The 17,151-nt window shown below is 68.6% G+C and carries 14 protein-coding genes; 5 read left to right on the top strand and 9 right to left on the bottom strand.

Going from position 1 to position 17,151, the window contains the following annotated elements; translation table 11 throughout:
- Positions 1 to 6 precede the first annotated feature (6 nt).
- Positions 7 to 483, top strand: a complete 477-nt coding sequence (locus tag Pla133_RS13955) for a hypothetical protein (protein WP_145066233.1) — start codon at positions 7 to 9, stop codon at positions 481 to 483.
- 18 nt (positions 484 to 501) lie between these two features.
- Here the strand turns inward: Pla133_RS13955 and Pla133_RS13950 are convergent, their stop codons facing one another.
- From Pla133_RS13950 to Pla133_RS13925, 6 genes are all read right to left on the bottom strand, one after another.
- On the bottom strand, positions 502 to 948 hold the full coding sequence (locus Pla133_RS13950) for a hypothetical protein (protein ID WP_145066231.1): 447 nt from the start codon (positions 946 to 948) through the stop codon (positions 502 to 504).
- Entirely contained in the window at positions 945 to 1,352 is a 408-nt protein-coding gene (locus tag Pla133_RS13945; protein ID WP_145066229.1) for a hypothetical protein, read from the bottom strand. The genes Pla133_RS13950 and Pla133_RS13945 overlap by 4 nt, the downstream gene beginning before the upstream one ends.
- A gap of 106 nt (positions 1,353 to 1,458) precedes the next feature.
- Positions 1,459 to 1,887, bottom strand: coding sequence for a hypothetical protein (locus tag Pla133_RS13940; protein ID WP_145066227.1), 429 nt, complete (start codon positions 1,885 to 1,887; stop codon positions 1,459 to 1,461).
- Positions 1,888 to 1,995: 108 nt separating this feature from the next.
- A complete protein-coding gene (locus tag Pla133_RS13935; RefSeq protein WP_145066225.1) occupies positions 1,996 to 3,414 on the bottom strand; it encodes a sulfatase family protein in 1,419 nt (472 codons plus the stop codon).
- Entirely contained in the window at positions 3,411 to 4,430 is a 1,020-nt protein-coding gene (locus Pla133_RS13930; protein WP_145066223.1) for a radical SAM protein, read from the bottom strand. The genes Pla133_RS13935 and Pla133_RS13930 overlap by 4 nt, the downstream gene beginning before the upstream one ends.
- Positions 4,431 to 4,579: 149 nt before the next feature.
- The gene (locus Pla133_RS13925) at positions 4,580 to 5,029 is read right to left on the bottom strand and encodes a 4-hydroxylaminobenzoate lyase (protein ID WP_419191522.1); all 450 of its coding nucleotides are present in this window, start codon (positions 5,027 to 5,029) and stop codon (positions 4,580 to 4,582) included.
- 354 nt (positions 5,030 to 5,383) lie between these two features.
- On the opposite strand from Pla133_RS13925, the gene Pla133_RS13920 reads away from it, so the two are divergent.
- Positions 5,384 to 7,669, top strand: a complete 2,286-nt coding sequence (locus Pla133_RS13920; protein WP_145066219.1) for a hypothetical protein — start codon at positions 5,384 to 5,386, stop codon at positions 7,667 to 7,669.
- Positions 7,670 to 7,705: 36 nt separating this feature from the next.
- The gene (gene queF / locus Pla133_RS13915) at positions 7,706 to 8,071 is read left to right on the top strand and encodes a preQ(1) synthase (RefSeq protein WP_145066217.1); all 366 of its coding nucleotides are present in this window, start codon (positions 7,706 to 7,708) and stop codon (positions 8,069 to 8,071) included.
- A gap of 428 nt (positions 8,072 to 8,499) precedes the next feature.
- Here queF and Pla133_RS13910 read toward each other — a convergent pair whose 3' ends face one another.
- From Pla133_RS13910 to Pla133_RS13900, 3 genes are all read right to left on the bottom strand, one after another.
- On the bottom strand, positions 8,500 to 10,167 hold the full coding sequence (locus Pla133_RS13910) for a gluzincin family metallopeptidase (protein ID WP_145066215.1): 1,668 nt from the start codon (positions 10,165 to 10,167) through the stop codon (positions 8,500 to 8,502).
- A gap of 392 nt (positions 10,168 to 10,559) precedes the next feature.
- Positions 10,560 to 12,131 (bottom strand): fused MFS/spermidine synthase, encoded by a 1,572-nt coding sequence (locus tag Pla133_RS13905; RefSeq protein ID WP_419191521.1) that lies wholly within the window; start codon positions 12,129 to 12,131, stop codon positions 10,560 to 10,562.
- A 1-nt stretch (position 12,132) separates the two neighbouring features.
- Positions 12,133 to 14,076 (bottom strand): RiPP maturation radical SAM C-methyltransferase, encoded by a 1,944-nt coding sequence (locus Pla133_RS13900; protein WP_419191520.1) that lies wholly within the window; start codon positions 14,074 to 14,076, stop codon positions 12,133 to 12,135.
- A 575-nt stretch (positions 14,077 to 14,651) separates the two neighbouring features.
- Here Pla133_RS13900 and Pla133_RS13895 point away from each other — a divergent pair.
- Together Pla133_RS13895 and Pla133_RS13890 are read left to right on the top strand one after the other, a co-directional pair.
- Positions 14,652 to 15,140 (top strand): hypothetical protein, encoded by a 489-nt coding sequence (locus Pla133_RS13895; RefSeq protein WP_145066208.1) that lies wholly within the window; start codon positions 14,652 to 14,654, stop codon positions 15,138 to 15,140.
- A 233-nt stretch (positions 15,141 to 15,373) separates the two neighbouring features.
- Positions 15,374 to 17,149: a radical SAM/SPASM domain-containing protein gene (locus tag Pla133_RS13890; protein WP_419191519.1), complete on the top strand. Its 1,776-nt coding sequence runs from the start codon at positions 15,374 to 15,376 to the stop codon at positions 17,147 to 17,149.
- The last annotated feature ends 2 nt before the right edge of the window (positions 17,150 to 17,151 follow it).

The following is a 17,151-nucleotide window of genomic DNA, read 5'->3' as shown; positions in this document are numbered from 1 at the left end:
CCGATCTTGGCCAGCTCGACCCATTCACCGCAGGACGAGGATCGCCCTGATTCCGGACCCGACGCTGGGCCGAGCGCTGATTCGGACGCCAAGTCGTCGACCGAAAGGCACTCCGCCAAGCTTCCGGAGAGCCACTGGGCCCGCGCGCGCGACGGCACCAACACCGAGGCCCTGGAGTACCTGCGCAATCGCTCGAAGGCGCCGGGGGTCGCCGACGGGGGCTCGGAACGCAACCACTACTGCCTGAAGTGCAACGGCGTTCTGCCCCTGCGCTACGACAGTCGCAAGGCGGCCGAGAAGGTCCCGCCCAAGAAGTGTCCGCACTGCGGCGAGCCGATCGAGCAGCGCGTGCGCGCGATGTTCAACTGGGTCGAGACCGACCAGGTCCCGGGCAGCGACGCCCGCGCCATGGCGCCCCTGGTGGTGGGGCTGATCCTGATCGTGGCCGGCGCCGTCTGGCTGGCGGTCAGGTTCCTCCTGTGAGCTGGAGCCCGCCGCCGATCAGTCGTCGATCGTGATCTCGTTCAAGTTGGCCGGCAGGAGGTTCGCCAGCTTGCCCTCGCGCCAGCGCTCGAGGCCCCAGTCCAGATCGAAGAACAAGACCACCGCGTCGAGGTCGAGGTTCTGGGTCTGGAACTCGAGCGACCCAGAGGCACTCTTGCCCAACGGCGCCGAAGCGTTGAGGCCCCAACCGCCGCGCAGGGTCGAGGCGTAAACGGCCGCGAACCCCTCCGCCCCGTCGTCGCCCAGACCCCAGATCAGGGTCGGAGCCCCGAGGGTCTCGAGGCACACCGCCAGGCTGTCACCCGCCTGCAGTGTCTCCAGCTTGGTCGGGTCGGGGGCCTCGTCGACCATCGACCGCCGGTAGGCCAGGCGCAGACAGCCCGTGGTCGGCAGGGCCAGACCCAGGGCCAGGGCCACGGCCGCCGCGCGTTGCAGGGGGCTCACTCGCGATCCTGGAAGGGCAGCGAGTAGGAGGCCCGCTCGGCGGAGAGGGTCGCGCCGACGTGGGAGAGCACGTCGTTCTCGTCGAAGAAGACCCAGACGCGGTCGGAACGGGTGTCCTCGTTGAACAGGCCGACGATCAACAGCCACAGGCCCGCGCGCTTCAGCTTGTGGTGCTCGTACTGGTAGGCGCTGCGATTGCCGAGCTCCACCACGTGACCGGGGGCGCCGAGCGCTGCGACCACCTCGGCGGCCGTGCTGACTCCCGGCTCGAGGCTGGCGACGGCCTCGGGCGAGATGCCGTCGTTGATATAGGAGCGCGAGACGAAGCAGCTTCCCAAAAGGGATACGAGGCCGAGGAGGCAGGCCGCGCGCAGGCTGCGGCGGACCGAGGGGACGGTGGGCATGGGTGGGTGCTCGGTTGGCGAGGTGGTCGGTCGTCGAGCGACAAGTTAGACCCACGTGGGCCACCGATCCAGGGCCACTCCTGGGCACCACCGTCACCGAACAGGCTCAGTGGGGCGGCGCGATGTAGTAGGTGAGGTTGTTGCCCTCGTTGGACTCGGCCACCGACTGGTAGCAATCGATCCACGCCACGGACATCTGTCCGGCGTTGGCCGACATGAGCTGACCGACCCAACCGTCGACACCGTAGATGTCGCCGGGGTTCATGGGCGGGATCCAGGCGTAGCCGTGGGTCTTGGAAGGGCCGTAGCAGGTGATCTTGGCCCAGCAGGCCGGCGAGCCCCACTTGCCCTGGTTGGTCACCAGCAGGCGGGCGTGGTTGGAGCTGACGATGCTGGGGCCGAGCTTCAGGACCCGCAGGTCCGGCTTGTAGACGAAGCCCAGGGTCCCGCCGGCGTCGGCCTGGCGGGAACCGGAGAGGAGCAGGCAGCAGGCGAGCACGACGGGAATGCAGGCGAAGGGCCGGGCGAGCTTCATGGTCGGTGGCGAAGGTTCGAGGTTCTGGCGGGAGCGGATTTGCTTCTCCCAGGCCCCATCCGGACCGCGCCGCCGCTGTGGCGAGCGATGCGCGACTTTCGCCGGTCGCTACTCGTCCTCGGGCAGGTCGCGGTAGCCCAGGGCTTCCAGGTGCGCGCGCAACTCGTCGGTCAGCTCGATGCGCTGACGCGAGGCCGCCGTCGGCCTCCAGCGCTGCCACCAGGCCTGGAGCTCCGCCTGGAGCTCGAGCAGCACCTCGGGCTCGTCCGCGCTGCGGTCGTCGCGCTCGTCGAAATCGGCCTCCACGTCGTGCAGGAGCCAGGTGCGCTCCTGGGAGCGGTAGGTGGCCTTCCAGCGGCCGCGCCGGATCGAAGTCAGGGGCCCAGGTCCGGCCGTGCGCGCGATCAACGCCGGGCGCCGCGGAAGTTCCCGACCGTCGATCAGGGGCAGCAGCGACACGCTCGTGCTGCGCGGATCCAGGTCCAGTCCACACAGCTCGACCAGAGTCGGGTGGATGTCGACCAGGCTGACCGGCTCCGCGACGTGCTGGCCCCCGTGCGCCGCGCCGGGCAGACGCAGGATCAGGGGCACCCGCAACATGCGCTCCTGCACGAGCTTGCTGTGTTGCCAGATGCCCTGCTCGCCGAAGGCCTCGCCGTGGTCGGAGAGCACCACCCACAGGGTCTCCTCGAGCACGCCGCTGCGTTCGAGGCTGGCCGCGATGCGCGCCAGGATGCGGTCGGCGTAGCGCATACCCCCGTCGTAAAGGTCACAGACCCGCTGGCGCTCCTGCGGGGTCGGGCGGCGGACACCAGCCGAGAGGGCGATCAGGAAGTCGAGGTCGCCCTCGCGCCCCTCGCTGCCATCCGCGAACAACCCGCGCAGGTCCGGCGGCGGGTCGTAGGGCGCGTGGGGCGGCATCAGGTGCACGTAGGCGAAGAAGGGGCGTTCCCTGGGCTGTTCCAGGAAAGCGTCGAGCTTCTCCAGCAGCAGCTCGGGGACCTGGTGGAAGGGCGTGCTACCGACCAGGGGGTCGATGTAGTCGAACTGCTCGAAGCCGCGTGCGAAGCCGAAGCGCTCGTGCACGTGCGCGTTGGTGGACAGGGCCAGGGAGCGGTAGCCGGCCTGATCGAAGCCCTCCGCCAACAGGCCCACGTCGGTCGGCAGGGGATCGCCCGCGATCGCGACGCGATGGACGTCCACGTGCTCGCCGACCATCAGGGAGGCGACCGAGGCCAGGGTATAGGGAGCGCTGGCCGTCACGTCGTCGAATACGATCGCCTGGCGCGCGAGCTCTTCCAGGAAGGGTGTGGTCGGGCGCTCGTAGCCGTAGACGGACATGTGCGCCGCCGAGGCCGCGTCGACCAGGGTCACGATCACGTTCTTGCCGGCGTAGGCGCCCGGCTCGATCGGCGCTGAAGTGCCCCCGCAGGCGACCAAACCGAGGGCCAGGGCGATGGCGCCCGCTGCAATCGCGGTGGTCCGCCCCGCGACGCGGTCGACGACAATGCGCAGCGCGAAGCTCATGCGAACAACTCCCCCTGGTGCGGACGCCGGGCCTCGGCCGGCAGCGCCGGTCGCGCGGTCTCGCCGAGCTCCAGGCCGTTGCGACGGCAGTGGAGCTCGAAGACCTGCTGCGCCAACTCCCAGCGTGCGCCGCCGCCGGACATGCGTCGGCCGAAGCGCGCTTCGTGCAGCTCGCCGCCGCGCATGTCGCGCAGGGCCGAGAGCACGTGGTCGGCGCGCCCGGGGAAGGCGGCCCGCAGGCGCTCTTCGAAGATGACCGGCACCTGGCCCGGCAGACGCAGCAGGGTCGAGAAGGCCCGCGTGGCTCCGGCAGCCGCGGCGCGTTCGAGGATCGTCGGCACGTCGCTCTCGTTCAGACCCGGGATCAACGGCGAGACCGCCACACCCGTGGGGACACCGGCGTCCGACAGGATTGCCAGCGTCTCGAAGCGCCGGGCCGGGGTCGGCGCGCCCGGATCCATGGCCCGAGCGACCTCGGCGTCCGCGAAGGCGATCGACACGTGGACCTGCACCCCGGCGCGCTCGTGCAGTCGTCGCAACAGGTCCACGTCACGCCGCACCAGGGCGCCCTTGCTGATCACGACCACCGGGTTGGCACGCGCCAGGCAGACCTCGAGCATGCGCCGCGTCAGCCCGTAGGACGCCTCGAGGGGCTGGTAGGGGTCGGTGTTGCCCGAGAGGCAAACCGTTTCGCCGCGCCACGAGAGCCGCGCCAGCTCCAGCGCCAGGCACTCGGCGGCGTTGGTCTTGACCACGAGCTGCGATTCGAAGTCGGTGCCCGCGCCCAGCTCCAGGAACTCGTGGGTCGGCCGCGCGTAGCAATAGGCGCAGGCGTGGGCGCAGCCGCGGTAGGCGTTGGCGCTCCAGCGGAAGGGCACGTCCGGGCTGTCGTTGGAGGACAGGATCGAGTGGGCCCGCTCCTCCCAGACCCGCGTCGTGGTCGCGGGCGGCTCGCCCAGCCACTCCACGTGTTGGGTCGACCAGGGATTCGGTGGGTTGGAGACGGGCCGTCGCACTCGTTCGGATCGATGGCGGGGGCGCGAGCGGTGAAAGAAGCGTTGCGGTGTCGGCCGGGCCCGGCGCCGCGGCCGCTACCGGCGTCGACGGGAGGGACTCGACTGGCCGAACTCGAAGATTCACCGGCGGGTCCGGTGCACTCGAGCGCTCAGAGGAACTCGATCGCGCCCGTCGGCAGCAGGTAGACGATCAACATCGTCCCACCGGCCACGGTGGGCACGTGCTCGGACCCGGGTCCGTAGACCACCCAGCCCGGCGGGCGCCCGTCGAAGGTCGGCTGGCCGTCGAGGGCGATGCAGAAGTCGGCCTCCCCGGCAGGGTGGCGGTGCAGGGGCCCGGGACCGTTCATCAGGACCACGTCGATGGAGTGGTCCAGGGTCTCCGGGACGGCCTTGGAGACCCGGCCGTAGCGCACCGGCAGCTCGCCGCGCTCGGCGATCTTCCCGGCCTCCATCAGGGCGACCAGCTCCTTGGTCAGGGCCTGGGCGGCCGGGGAGCCGGGGTCGAAGCGCCGATTCAGCTCCGCCTCCGCGGCGGCAGCGTCGGAGAAGTCCAGGCCTCGGGCGGCGTCGATCAGCGGTCGGAAGGTCTCGAGCATGGTGGTGGGGTCGTGGGGGACGGTGCAGAGCTTAGCGGTTGGGCGGCGCGCTTCGTTCTTCGGACCGTGCGAGGGCGGGGACCCGGGCGATCGGGCCGGGACAGCGTCGGGATGGGCGGACCACTGGAGTGGCCCGCCCGGTTGGCGCGGGCCCCGCTCCGCCTCCATCCACCGCGGGCCCCCGCCCGCCCGTCAGGGGGGACGGACGGGCGCCTGCGAGGTTGCCCCCTGTCGCGCGAAACGGGCGCCGGGAGGGGCTCGCCGAGCTTGAGATCGGCGCGCCCTGGGGCGAGAGTGCTGGGGCCGGCTGTCGCGCTCCCCTCGCTCCGGCCCCGAACCGTCCCCAAGCGCCCCATGCCGCCCACTACGACTTCACCGCTGCGCCGCGTTCTGGTGGCGGTGATCTGCGTGCTCTGGCTCGGGACCGCCTACTCGCCCCTGTTCTCGGCCGGGTTCCATGGCCACGACATGGAGCTGTTGGTCCGCGCCGGCGGCTGGTCGGTGGACGCGGAAGGCGTGCCCGGCCCCCGGGCCATCGCGGACTTCGCACCGATCGAGGTGCTTGCGGTCGTCGGTGACGACACTCGGGGGGACGTGGGCTCGCTGCTCTCGGGGCTGTGGCTCTTGACCTCGCTGCGCCTGTGGGGCGCGCTCGACGGCCGCGCGGTCGGACTGCCGAGCGCCTTCTTCTATCGGATCGAGAACTTGGCCCTCTTGCTGATCGCCAGTTGGGGTCTGTGGCGCTTCCTGCGGCGGCTCTTCCAACCCTGGGTCGGCGCCGAGCAGGCCTCGCGCGCGGGCGGCGCGGCGGCGCTGATCTTCGCGGTGCATCCGCTCTGCGTGCCGACGGTCGCGAGCCTCGCCGGGCGCGCGGACCTGATGTCCCTGGCCCTGTCCACCTGGGCCGGGACCCTGTTCCTGTTCGGGCGTCAAGAGCGGCAGTACGTGTGCCTGGTGCTAGCCGGCGGCCTCGCGCTCTTGGCCGGGCTCTCGGGACAGATCGCCTTGGCCCTGCCCGCTGGCCTGGCCACCGCCGAGCTGCTCTCCACCGGTCGCCACCGGCCCCTGAGCACGCGCCTGCGGACTTCGCTCAATACGCTGGTGGTCTACAGCATCGCCGTTCAGCTCAACACGGTGTTGGTCAGTACGACCACCGGCCACGGCTACTACCCGCGGGTCAGCTTCGGCCTGGCCGGCCTGCTGGAGCCGGGCGCGATCGTCTCCGCCCTCGGCAACGTGCTCGACAAGGTCGGGGTGCTGTGCCTGCCGGCCAACGCGAGTTCGCTCGGCTTCCTCGGTCTGGTGCTCGCGGCCGTGCTGTTCCTGGCGGCCCTTCAGCCGGCCCTGATCGCCGCCCGCTCCGCGCCGCGCCTGTGGACCTGGGCCTTCTCGTTCCTGATCGCGGGCACGGCCTTCGCGCTGCTGTTCGGACTGCAGAAGCCGGTCGACCTGACGACCATGGGCGGCGCGGTGTCGCTGGTGCCGGCGACCCTGGTGCTCAGCTCGGGTCTGGGCCTGTGCTGCACGGCGCTGTCGGACTTCCGCCAAGTGGTCCTGCCCCTGGTCCTGGCCTTCGGCTACGCGACCCTCGCCAACGGCAACGGCCAGCCCTGGGGCGAATCCGCCGCGCGCTTCGCGGAGCTGCGCCGCGATGTGGCGGAGGCGATCGCGGCCGAGCCCGACGCCGCGGAGATCCTGATCGTCGACGCGCCCCGCAACGTGTCGGGGGTCGATCCGATCGAGGACGGCCTGGGCTGGATGTTGCACCCCATGTTCACCGGGGCCGAGGTGCAGGCGGAGCGCGACCTGGCGCCGCTCAACGTGCGCGACTTGCCGGCCGAAGCCCTGGTCACTTGGGTGCGGGACGAGTCCTTCGCCGAGGTGCGCGCTGCGGCGCCGCTCTTGGTCTACCCGACGGCTGGGCTCGACCCGGCCGATGGTTCCGAACTCGAGCGCCGGGCCTGGCGTCGCCTGGCACCCGCGCCGCCGGCCACGGGCCCCAACGAGTCGGTCTTCTGGAACGGGCCGTCGCGCTCCCCGGACCTGGAACTCGACGCCTTCGGGCCCGCGGTGCTGCACGTGGTCGCGCCCCCGGAGCCGCGCGAGGATTTGCCGGTCGAGGCCGGTTGGCGCGCGCGTTCGGCGGAGTCGCGCTACGGCTCCGAGCCGATCCTGTGGTACGAGGGCGGTGACGGACCGGAGGCCTACATCGATGCGGGCGAGAGCCTGGCCTGGCGCCTGGGCGAGCGGGTCACGCGCGTGTGGTTCGAAGGCGGCCTACCGACGGTGCGTGAGGTGCGCGTGCTGCCGGCGCTGCCGACGACGGTGGCGCAGATGGTGCCCCTGCGCGTCGGCTGGGGCTGGCGCTTCCCCGCGCCCGAGCAGGGTCTTCTGGAACGGGTTCCGGGCGGACGCTGGCGGCTGCGACTGCTGGCTCTGGACACGCTCGACTACATCGAGGAGGAGATCCGCGGCCAGCGCGCGGGCTCGCCCCTGCGCTTCCGCGGCGTCGGGCGCTGGGTCGAAGACATGGTCGAGCTGGGCCAGACCGTGGCCTGGGAGCTCGAATACCGCGTCGACGGCCTGCCCCTGGTCCGCGCGCGCGGACACTCGGCCCCGGACCAAGCCGCGGCGAACTAGCCTCGCTACGCAACGCCCGCTAGGGTGCCCCGCCCCATGAGCAGCCAGCCGTCGAAGGCCCTCGAGACCTTCCCCAACCCCTGCCCCGAGCGGGACTACGAGATCCGCTTCGACTGTCCGGAGTTCACCTGCCTGTGCCCCAAGACGGGCCAGCCGGACTTCGCCACGATCCGCATCCGCTATACGCCCGACGAACACTGCGTGGAGCTGAAGAGCCTCAAGCTCTACCTGTGGTCCTTCCGTGACGAGGGCGCTTTCCACGAGGCCGTCACGAACCGGATCCTCGACGACCTGGTGGCGGCCTGCAAGCCGCGCCGGATGACGGTGGTGGGGGACTTCTGGGTGCGCGGCGGCATCACGACCGTGGTCGAGGTCGAGCACCGGGCGGCTGAAGCGGGCTGACCTCCAGCGGTCCAGCCGCGGAACAACTCCGGACAGGTGAACCGCGGCCAGACTCCCTGGAGCTTGGCGACTGATGGAAGCGCTCTGTGCGGTGACCAGATTCACCGTGCGAGGTTGCCGATGACCGCTGGTCAGAGCGTGCGGGATCGCGCCGCAGACTCGATCCCAGTGGACTCCGCGAAGCCCCCCAGGACTGCTCGGCAGTCTCGTGCCCATCGGGAAGCACCTCGTCGTCCGCCCGGCATCGCCGCCGCTCGGTGGCGCTCGCGACGGACGCGAGCATCGCAGGTGCGAGGCGCCCCCAGAAGACCCGGATCGCCCGACGGGGGCGGTCCTGCGGGTGTCGGCCCATGGGTGAGGGCGGTGCGGTGGTATCGCAGCTGTGAGGCACGGACTGGCTCCGCCTGCCGTCTCGGGCGCGGACTCGGCTACGAGGGGACGAGATCGGACTCGTCGACCGGTTCACCGTCCACGACCTCAGCGTTGGCCGCCGCGGGCCCAACCGCAACTCGGACGTCGAAGGCGGCGAGGGGCATGCCGTAGAGGTCGCGGAATCGTCGCCCGCGGAAGGGCACGGTGTAGAGCTCGTCCGGCTCGAGTCCCTGCAGCCACAAGTCCAGCACCGCGCCTCCCTCCCGCCACTCACCGTCAACCACGCGGGGAATCTTGTAGCCGCGCTGGCGGGCCTCGTCTTGATCGACGCGGTTGATCCCCATTCGACCGTCCATCGGGCGGTCGAATCGCACCTCGAGGTGGCCCCGACCGGTCTCGCTCGCATTGGGGACGAAACGGGCCGCGCTCACCGCCGGAGGCGTGTCCAAGGCCAGCCAGGCGCCACCCGCCGTCGCTCGTTGTACCGGCGGCACGCGGGCCGGGAATCGTGCGTCGGGATCGAACCAGAGCTCCGCGATCTCGAAGGGAGCGGCGAGCGAGGCGCGCCCAACTCCACCGACGAAGCGAAGCTCGCGTTGGCAGCGATCGCCGCCCCCGCGCCCGTGGCACGTCACCGAGAGCACTCCGTCGAAGGAGACCTGTTCGTTCGATCGAACGAACCTGGTGGTTAGCTCGACGTGTCGGCCATGGGAGGACGATTCGATACTCTCGACGAGAACTTCAAAGGGCCCGGGTTGCAGGAGCCACGGTGCTTCGCGAATCAGCGCCTCGGTCGCGCCACCCAGCAGCGCGCCGATCTCGGCCACCGCGTCGGCTGCGCCGACGATCCGACGCCGGGCCAGGCGACCGAGGAATTCGTCGAAGCGCTGCTGTCCAATCCGCAGCTCGAGATATCGAAGGACCAGCGGAGCCAAGAGGTAGACCGCGGTGTCGTAGCCCAGCGTGTCGAAGTTCGCGACCAGCAGGGCCGGGCAGGGCTGACCCTCGCGGGCCCTTACCTGAAGCGTGTTCCGCGCCTCTCGGGCTCGCTGGGTAGCTCCGTCCCCTGAGCCACGCCGCTCCATGAAGCGCCACGCCGAGTACTCCGCCAGTCCTTCGGTCAGGAAGCGTTCGCCAAGGCCGACGAACACCGTTGCGCCACCCCACCAGAAATGGGCCGCCTCGTGTCCTATGAGGCCCACGGGAAGCCGGGTCCCGTGGCGACCCAAAAGGACCATACCCGGCGATGACCAATGGTAGTTCATGGACTCGTCGTGCACGACCGCGACCGTATGCAGCGTGGTAGGGGCGAAGAGCTCCGAGTAGGACTCGACCGCGTCCTGCAGAGTCCTGGCGTAGTCGATCGCCGAGTGGGCCGGCGAATCGTCCATTACGGCGGTGATTGCCGGCGAGCGGCTCTCGCGAGGTGGAATGACGATCCGCGGCTTCCTTGCACCCACGATCCAGAGGGTCGAGGGCTCGCTCGAACCGAAACGCCAGCGAACGCCGCACGGTACGTCGGTCGGCGCCTCGAGCATCTGCCCGGGCATGATCATCTCGATTCCCTTCGGAACGGTAACGAACGCTTCCCAGGGAAAGGTCGCCGGCGCCCGGTTGCCGGGACTCACGAGCACCTGGGGCAGAAAGAGGCTCTGCTCCGACATGCGCACGCGCTCGCCGTCAGCAACGATCGCTCCGCGCCAGTCTCGTCGACGCTCGTTCAACCCGCGCCCGCGAATCTCGAAGCGCAGACGGGCCCGGCGCGGTCGGCCGCAAGAGCTGGAGAGGCGTACACCGTACAGCGCACCCTCCGTCGCCAGCGGCAGACCGTGCGCCGTAGGGCCCCGAAGGGAGCACTGCCCTTCGACGGTGTCCGACAGATCGAATACCGCGATGAGTTCCAAGGGCCTTGCCAGGAGGAAGGGCCACCACACACCCAGCGAGCCTGACACCTCGAGCTCGACCCTGGCCTCGAAGTCCCCAGCCGCGCTCAGGTGGAGGTCCAACTGAGCGGCGACGATATCCGGCCAGGGAGACGAGACTCGGCCGAGCGACCATCGTCGCACGGTTCGGCGAAGGCGGGCGAGCGCGAGGCTCGGGAGCCTGCGCGGCAGTCTCAACGCGCCACCGCTTCAATCGACCATCGGCGGCGAGCGACTCGGAAGGGCTTGGATTCGCGGCGGATGTCGAGGAAGGCCTCGGCGCCGAGCAGGTCGGCGGGATTGTGGTCGTCGGTCAAGACCACGCCCGGGGGGAGATCGGTCGGGCTCGCCGCCAAGGCGTCCACGATACTGCGGTAGTAAGAGGCCAGGCCGGAGTCGTCGGAGAAGGTCTCGGGGGCGATGTCGAGTGGCCCGTCCGATGCGAAGAAAAGCAGGTTGCAGACGCCGCTCGAGTCGCGGCGCGGGTTCGCGTTGAAGGTGGACAAGTTCGCAAAGGCGCTGCGGAACGTCGCCGCAACCGAGGCGCGCAGGCGAGCCCGCTCCCCGCTCGCGTAGGTGAGGAGATTGCAGGCCAGGACCCCGTCTGGCGCGAGGCAGGAGCGGTAATCTTCGAGTGCCTCAGCGCTGAGCAGGTGGTAGGGGTGAGAGTCGCCGGAGAAGGCGTCGAGCACGACGGCGTCGTAGCACTGGGAAGTCGATCGGCAGAAGCGGCGTCCGTCGCCGACGACAACGGCTCCCTGGGACTCGAATTGGAAGTACTCGCGGGCCACCCGAACCACACTGGGATCGATCTCGACGACATCGGAGACGATCCCGTGCGAGTTCCAGAGGACCTCGACGCCGCGGCCCGCGCCCAGCCCGATGAACAGCACCCGGCGCAGCTTGGGGCGCATGGCGGTGACGAGCTCCAGGCCGTAGACCACGTCCGATTCCGACGACCGGCCGTCAAGGCCGACCCGCGAGTTCGGAAGGCCGTCGAGAAACAAGGTCCGGTGCCCGGACCGTCGATCGTCCTCGACGCGCACCTCGCCGTAGAGCGACGGGATCGTGACCGCACCATCCGAGGCGACCTGGGGCTCGAACGGCACGAATGCGACCAGTGCCGCGTAGCCCGCGAGAGCGCTGGCGCGGCGCGGTCGACCCGGGCGCCGACGGTTACTCCACAGTACGAGAGCCAAGCAGACCACCATGGCGCCTGCCAGGGCCCGGAGGATCTCCGACAGCGACAGCCACTGGAGTAAGTAGAACCCGGTGGAGAGCGTCCCCAGTACGCTGCCCGCCGTCGACCACAGGCTGAGTGTTCCGAACTCGCGGCCGAGCCGGTCCACGGCCCGGACCCTGGCGCCCAGACAGAGGGGCAGGACGCAGCCGAGGGTGACCAGGGGCGGGCCCAAGAGGAGGCCGGTCGTGACCAGTGCGCCGGCACGCACGCCAAGACTCGCCGCCGCGCTCGCCACGGACGATTTGTAGAAGGGCAGCGCCAGCAGGATCAGGGCCGCGATCCCGACCACCTGCTCGAGCGCGCGCCGTGGATCGAAGCGGTCGGACAGAAAGCCGCCGACGGCGTAGCCGACTCCCAGCGACAGCAGTGTCGTCGTCAGGAGTGCCGCCCATACGTAGATCGAGCCGCCGAACGCCGGCGCCACCATCCGGGCGCCGACGATCTCGAGGGCCAGGACCGTGAAGCCGGACGCGAACGAGACCAGGCGGATCGGGGTGGCCGAGGAGTCTCTGGCCAGGTCCATCTCAGTTCCCTTTCGTTGCCACGGCTGTCGGCGCGAGACCCGCCGTCGGACGGGGCGCGCGGCGATGGGCACGGCTTGCGGCCTGGGGCACCTTGGCGACAAAGACCTCGCGCCGGGCGCTACTGTCCAGGCCCTTGGGCGCCGGAAGCGGGAGCCCGACCACCGAGCGCCCGTCATCGAGGATGAGGCGTACACGGTCCAGGGCCCGCAGGGCCAAGTCGACCGCGACTGGGTCACCGAAGCGTTCGTGGAGCTGCCGCCGACCGGTCCTGTCGTCGAGGGACAGCAGCAGCTCGGCTTCGAGCCCCTCGAGCCGATGGATGAGCGAGGTGTTCCGGTGACGTCGGTCGCGAACCTCGACGAATCCCGGCCCGCGGTAGTAGTGCAGGAGCGGCGGCGAGGCTCCGCGAGCCCATCGTCGCTGCCACTCGTGGCAGGCGGTCATGAAGGACGCTGCGGCGCGTTCACTGGGCCCGGGACGGGAGCGGGTGCGGATGTCGAAGTAGAAGGCCAGGTCCGCGAGCTCGATCGCGGACGACGGGAACACGTGTTGGTAGCCGGCGAGCGGCGCGAGCTCGTCGATCCCGTGCCGCTCGGGCTCGAAGTGGTAGGGACTGAATCGCTCCACCCGCACGGGCGCCGGACCGACGGGCGGGGGCAGGTGGTGCAGTCGCGGCATCAGCGCCGCCTGCTCCAGGAGGTCCTCGTCGGTCTCGCCCGGAAAGCCGAAGAGCAAGTTCCACTGGGGCTCGATTCCGTAGTGCCCGGCGAGCTTCAAGGTCTGGATGTTCTGGATTGCCGTCACACCCTTCGCCATGAGTTCGAGCGAATGGTCACTCAAGCTCTCGATCCCCGGTTGAATCACCCGGACACCGGCATCTCGGAACGCTCGCATCTGGTCACGCTTGAGATTCGCTTTCGCCTCGTAGCGGATATCCAAGTCGAGCCCCGAAGCAGCCAAGCGTGGCAGGAGTGTGTTGAAGTATCCGTGCGGGATGATGTTGTCCATGCCGACCAGGGTCAGCGACTGATAGTCCTGGGCGAGGCCGAGCAGCTCTCGGTAGACGCGCTCCGGGGACTTGGCGCGGAACGCAAGCCCCGTTCCGTTGAGACCACAGAACGTGCAATGACTACGGGCGCCCCACCAGCATCCACGCGAGCTTACGAAGGGGATCGACGAGCACGTCACGTCGAGCCCGCGAGCCAGCGGACTCGTGAGGTGCTCGATGTACGGTCGATAGTCCGGGACCGGGCTCGCGTCCATGTCGTGAAGCAGCCCCACGTCGCGGGCACGGACAACACTTCCGTCCTCAGCGCGGTGGGACAGGAACGGTGTAGACGGCGAAGGAGATCGGCGCAGCAGCCAGTCCATCGTCTGGCGCAGACCGACCTCGGCCTCGCCCATGTACACGGCGTCGATCCAGGGTGCGACCTCGAGGACCGCGTTACCCATGTCGCCCTCGACCTGGGTCCCTCCGAGCAGTACGCGAACGTCTGGGCGCCGATCCTTCAGGAGCCTCGCGACGGCCAGGGCCGGAACGAGTTGATTGATGCTGCACGTGAAGGCGACTGCCCGGGCGCCAGCCAGCTGCTCCACGATCCGGGCCGCAACGGCGGTCGCACCGCGATCACGGAACTCGCCTAGGGCCTCGCCGTGGTCGCGAAGGACCGCACGCAGTTCTCGGCGGCTGACGTCGTCCAGTTCGTCCAGTGCGATCCCGGCTGCGGATTCGAATCGCTCGGGGAACGCGGCGCGCGAGAACAGCCATTCCGGCAGTAGAACCCAGCTGTCGCCGGCCGCGATCCGACGGTAGAGGTCCAATCCGATCTCTTGCGCAGTCAGGAAGTCCCCGAAGACCGTCTCATGACTGACGCCGTACGAGTCGAGCAGTGGCCGGAGTATCCCGAGCGCGGGCGACGGCCGGTCCAGAGCGGACCAAGGCATTCGTACTAGTGCGAGATCGACATCCTGGAGCGGCATGGGTTCTGGACTCCTCCATCAAGTGCAAGGCCCGGCACAACTCGCACGAGCCTAGCGCAGAGCCGCCGTTCGTCGAGGGTAAAGGGCGGCGCCGAGCGAGTTCCGGCGGGCTCGTGTCGGTGCGGAATGGGAGCTCGAGAACGTGACGCGATAGGCTCGTTTGCGAACTCCTATGGTGTGTCTCCCCGAGTCGATGATCTGGCACCTTACGCGCGCTGGAGAGTTGTTCGAGCGGCCCAAGGTGTCGACCGCACGATGGCTGCGCGGATGGGGCGAGGAGCCGCAAGAGTCCCGCCAAGGAAGACGATCTGTAAGTTGGTTGCCGCTTGATCCTCGAAACAAACGTCAATGTAGGTTGCTTAGCGGTCGGCTTAGCGGGAGGGGGGGATGCCGTGGGTCGAGAAATCTGACGCGAATGATTGACACCTCTCAGGCCCAGCACGACGGTCGAACTCGGATGCCGGGTCCACTTCCCGCGGGCGCCAACTCGGCCTTCATGGCGTCTGAGAACCATTACATGTGTGAAGGAGAGCCTGCCAATGCTCACAACCCTTGAGGGACCTCAGAGCAGACGTGTGTCTCGCCGTGCGCGCCGGCCCCCGGCCCGGCCGGGGTTCGGCGACATCATCTCGGTCACCGACGGCGACGTTGGAGATATCGAGAAGCTGCACGCGGTCGTCGCCGTCTACTGCGGCGTCGTCGGCGTTGCCGGTGCCGGGGTCACCATCTATGACACCGTCGCCGGGGATGACAACAACTCGTGCGGGATGAATGACTCTTGCGACGACAACAACACGTGCAAGACGAATGCCGAGTGCGACGACAACACCAACTGCGTCGACAACGACGATTGCAACGAGAACAGCGGTTGCTCGAACAACCAGGCCTGTGACAGCGGCTGGTTCGGAGAGAACTCCGCCTGTTACGACAACGTCAGCTGCACGGACAACACGACCTGCAGCAACAACGATTCCTGCGATGATCTGAATTGCTGCGAGCACGGCAAGGAGAAGCAGAAGGCGTCGTGATGTCGTGAGCCGCTGAGTTCCGTCGCGTGGGGGCTGCTTGCCTGAGTGGTCCCCGCGCTTCACGACCCAGGTGGTTCGATCGCCGCCCGGCCATGGGGTCGGTTCAACTCGCGGCGACGGGCGGCGGTATCCAGGACCCGAGATGCCGCCGCCGGAGTTCCAACACGCGACCGAGTAAAGGTCGCAATCAACGGGTGCCAGCACCCGTTCGGGTTCTACCGCAGGAGGACCAAATGCCCAGATCAGCCTTCAGGATTGACGAGGTCCGCGCCAAGCAGCCCGAGAAGAAGGGCTGGGAAGATCTTCGCTACGACGCCTTTGTCCTGGCGGACAAGCTGACCCTGATCGACGAAACCGAGAACTTCTCGGAGTTCGGCTTCCAAGTGCGGGACAACGTGCGGTACCAGACGCACTACCCCGGCCGGATCGAGTTCGAGCTTCTGCGCTTCTTCGGTGAGCCGCGCCTGCGGGCGGACGTCGAGCGCTTCTTCGTCGAAGAGCTGCCCGTCCTCGTCGGTGATGAGGTGCCGATCGACGAGGCCCTCGCCGCCTACATGGATCGGTTGGTAGGGCTGTGCTTGATCCGCCCCACGAACGAAGTCAACGACAAGATCGCTCAGCAGCGGCACAAGCTGGAGTGGAGCAAGGAGGACCGGCCGATCTTCTTCAAGGCCCCCTCGCTTCAGAGGCACGACAAGCAGGTCCGGAGCTTCCCGGTTTCGGTGGGTATCAATCTCACCGAGCGCTGCAATCTCGCCTGCCTGCACTGCTGCGTCGGCTCCAATCCGCACGTATCGACGAAGAACGACCTGTCGACCGACGAGCTGAGTCGTGTCTTCGATCAGCTCGAGGAGGGTGGCGTCGAGAGCGTCCGCCTGACCGGCGGCGAGCCAATGATTCGGCCTGACTTCTGGGAGATCTTCGAAGATGCCCTCTCGCGGCGCTTCACCGTGGTCCTGTACACCAATGGGACGCGGATCAACGAGGACAACATCGACAAGTTCATCGATGCCAAGACGCGCAAGGGGAGTCGCTTCTCGATCCACCTCTCCCTGGACGGCGGCACGGCGTCGACGCACGATTTCCTCCGCAATCGCAAGGGCAACTTCGACCGAGTGGTCAGAACCATGAAGCTGCTTCAGAAGCATCGAATCCACTTCTTCGTGGAGTCGGTGCTGCACAAGGGAAGCGCCTGCGCGGCGGAGCTCGATGCGCTCGCCGAAGTCGTGCGAACCCACGGTGTGACGTGGATCTCGGTGCATCCCGGCGAGCAGATCGGGACCGGCGAGAGTGAAGAGAACATCTACTTCACGCGCGAGGAACTCGTCGCGCTGCGGGGAGACATCGAGCCGATCATCGACAAGTGGGCCCGACGCGGGCTGCAGATCAATTTCAGCAGCTACACGTTCCCTCTCGACGAGCCGAAGGTGGAGGAGGAAGCGCTCGAGGTGCGTGCGGAGGCGGAAGTGGAGATCACTCCGGAGTCCGCCGACTGGAAGAAGTCGTTCCAGCGCAAGTACTCTCAGAGTCGCGCGGCTGGTTTCAACGTCTGCACGGCGGGCACTTCACAGATGGCCCTCGGGGCCGATGGGCAGGCCTACGGCTGCCCGCGGTATGTGGGCGCCGCTCCCTACGCGATGGGCTCGGTTCGGGATCGCGAGTTGGTGGATATCTGGTCCTCGCCTGGCTGGGATTGGCTACGCGCGGACTACCGTCCCAAGCTGCGGCTCTGCAACAGCTGCAACTTCATCGAGAACTGCTTCTATGGGAAGACCTGCCGGGCCAACCCCGGCTACCTCTTCAACGATGCCTACGGCGTGTCGCCTGAGTGCATTCGGGAGTACGACGTGCTGGGGATCCCGTTCCAGGAGATCGTCGACTACCTCGAAGAGCGAATCGAGACCGAGCGCGAGGACTTCCGCATTGTGAGCCTCTGTGAACGTCTCTTGAGCCAGGTTCGGGCGAAAGAAGCGGCGCTCCAAGTCGGCCGCGAGAACTCGGTGAGCTGAAC

Origin of the sequence: Engelhardtia mirabilis (assembly GCF_007748095.1) — a bacterium.
Classification (GTDB): domain Bacteria; phylum Planctomycetota; class UBA1135; order UBA1135.
This window is presented reverse-complemented; position numbering and strand designations above follow the sequence as displayed.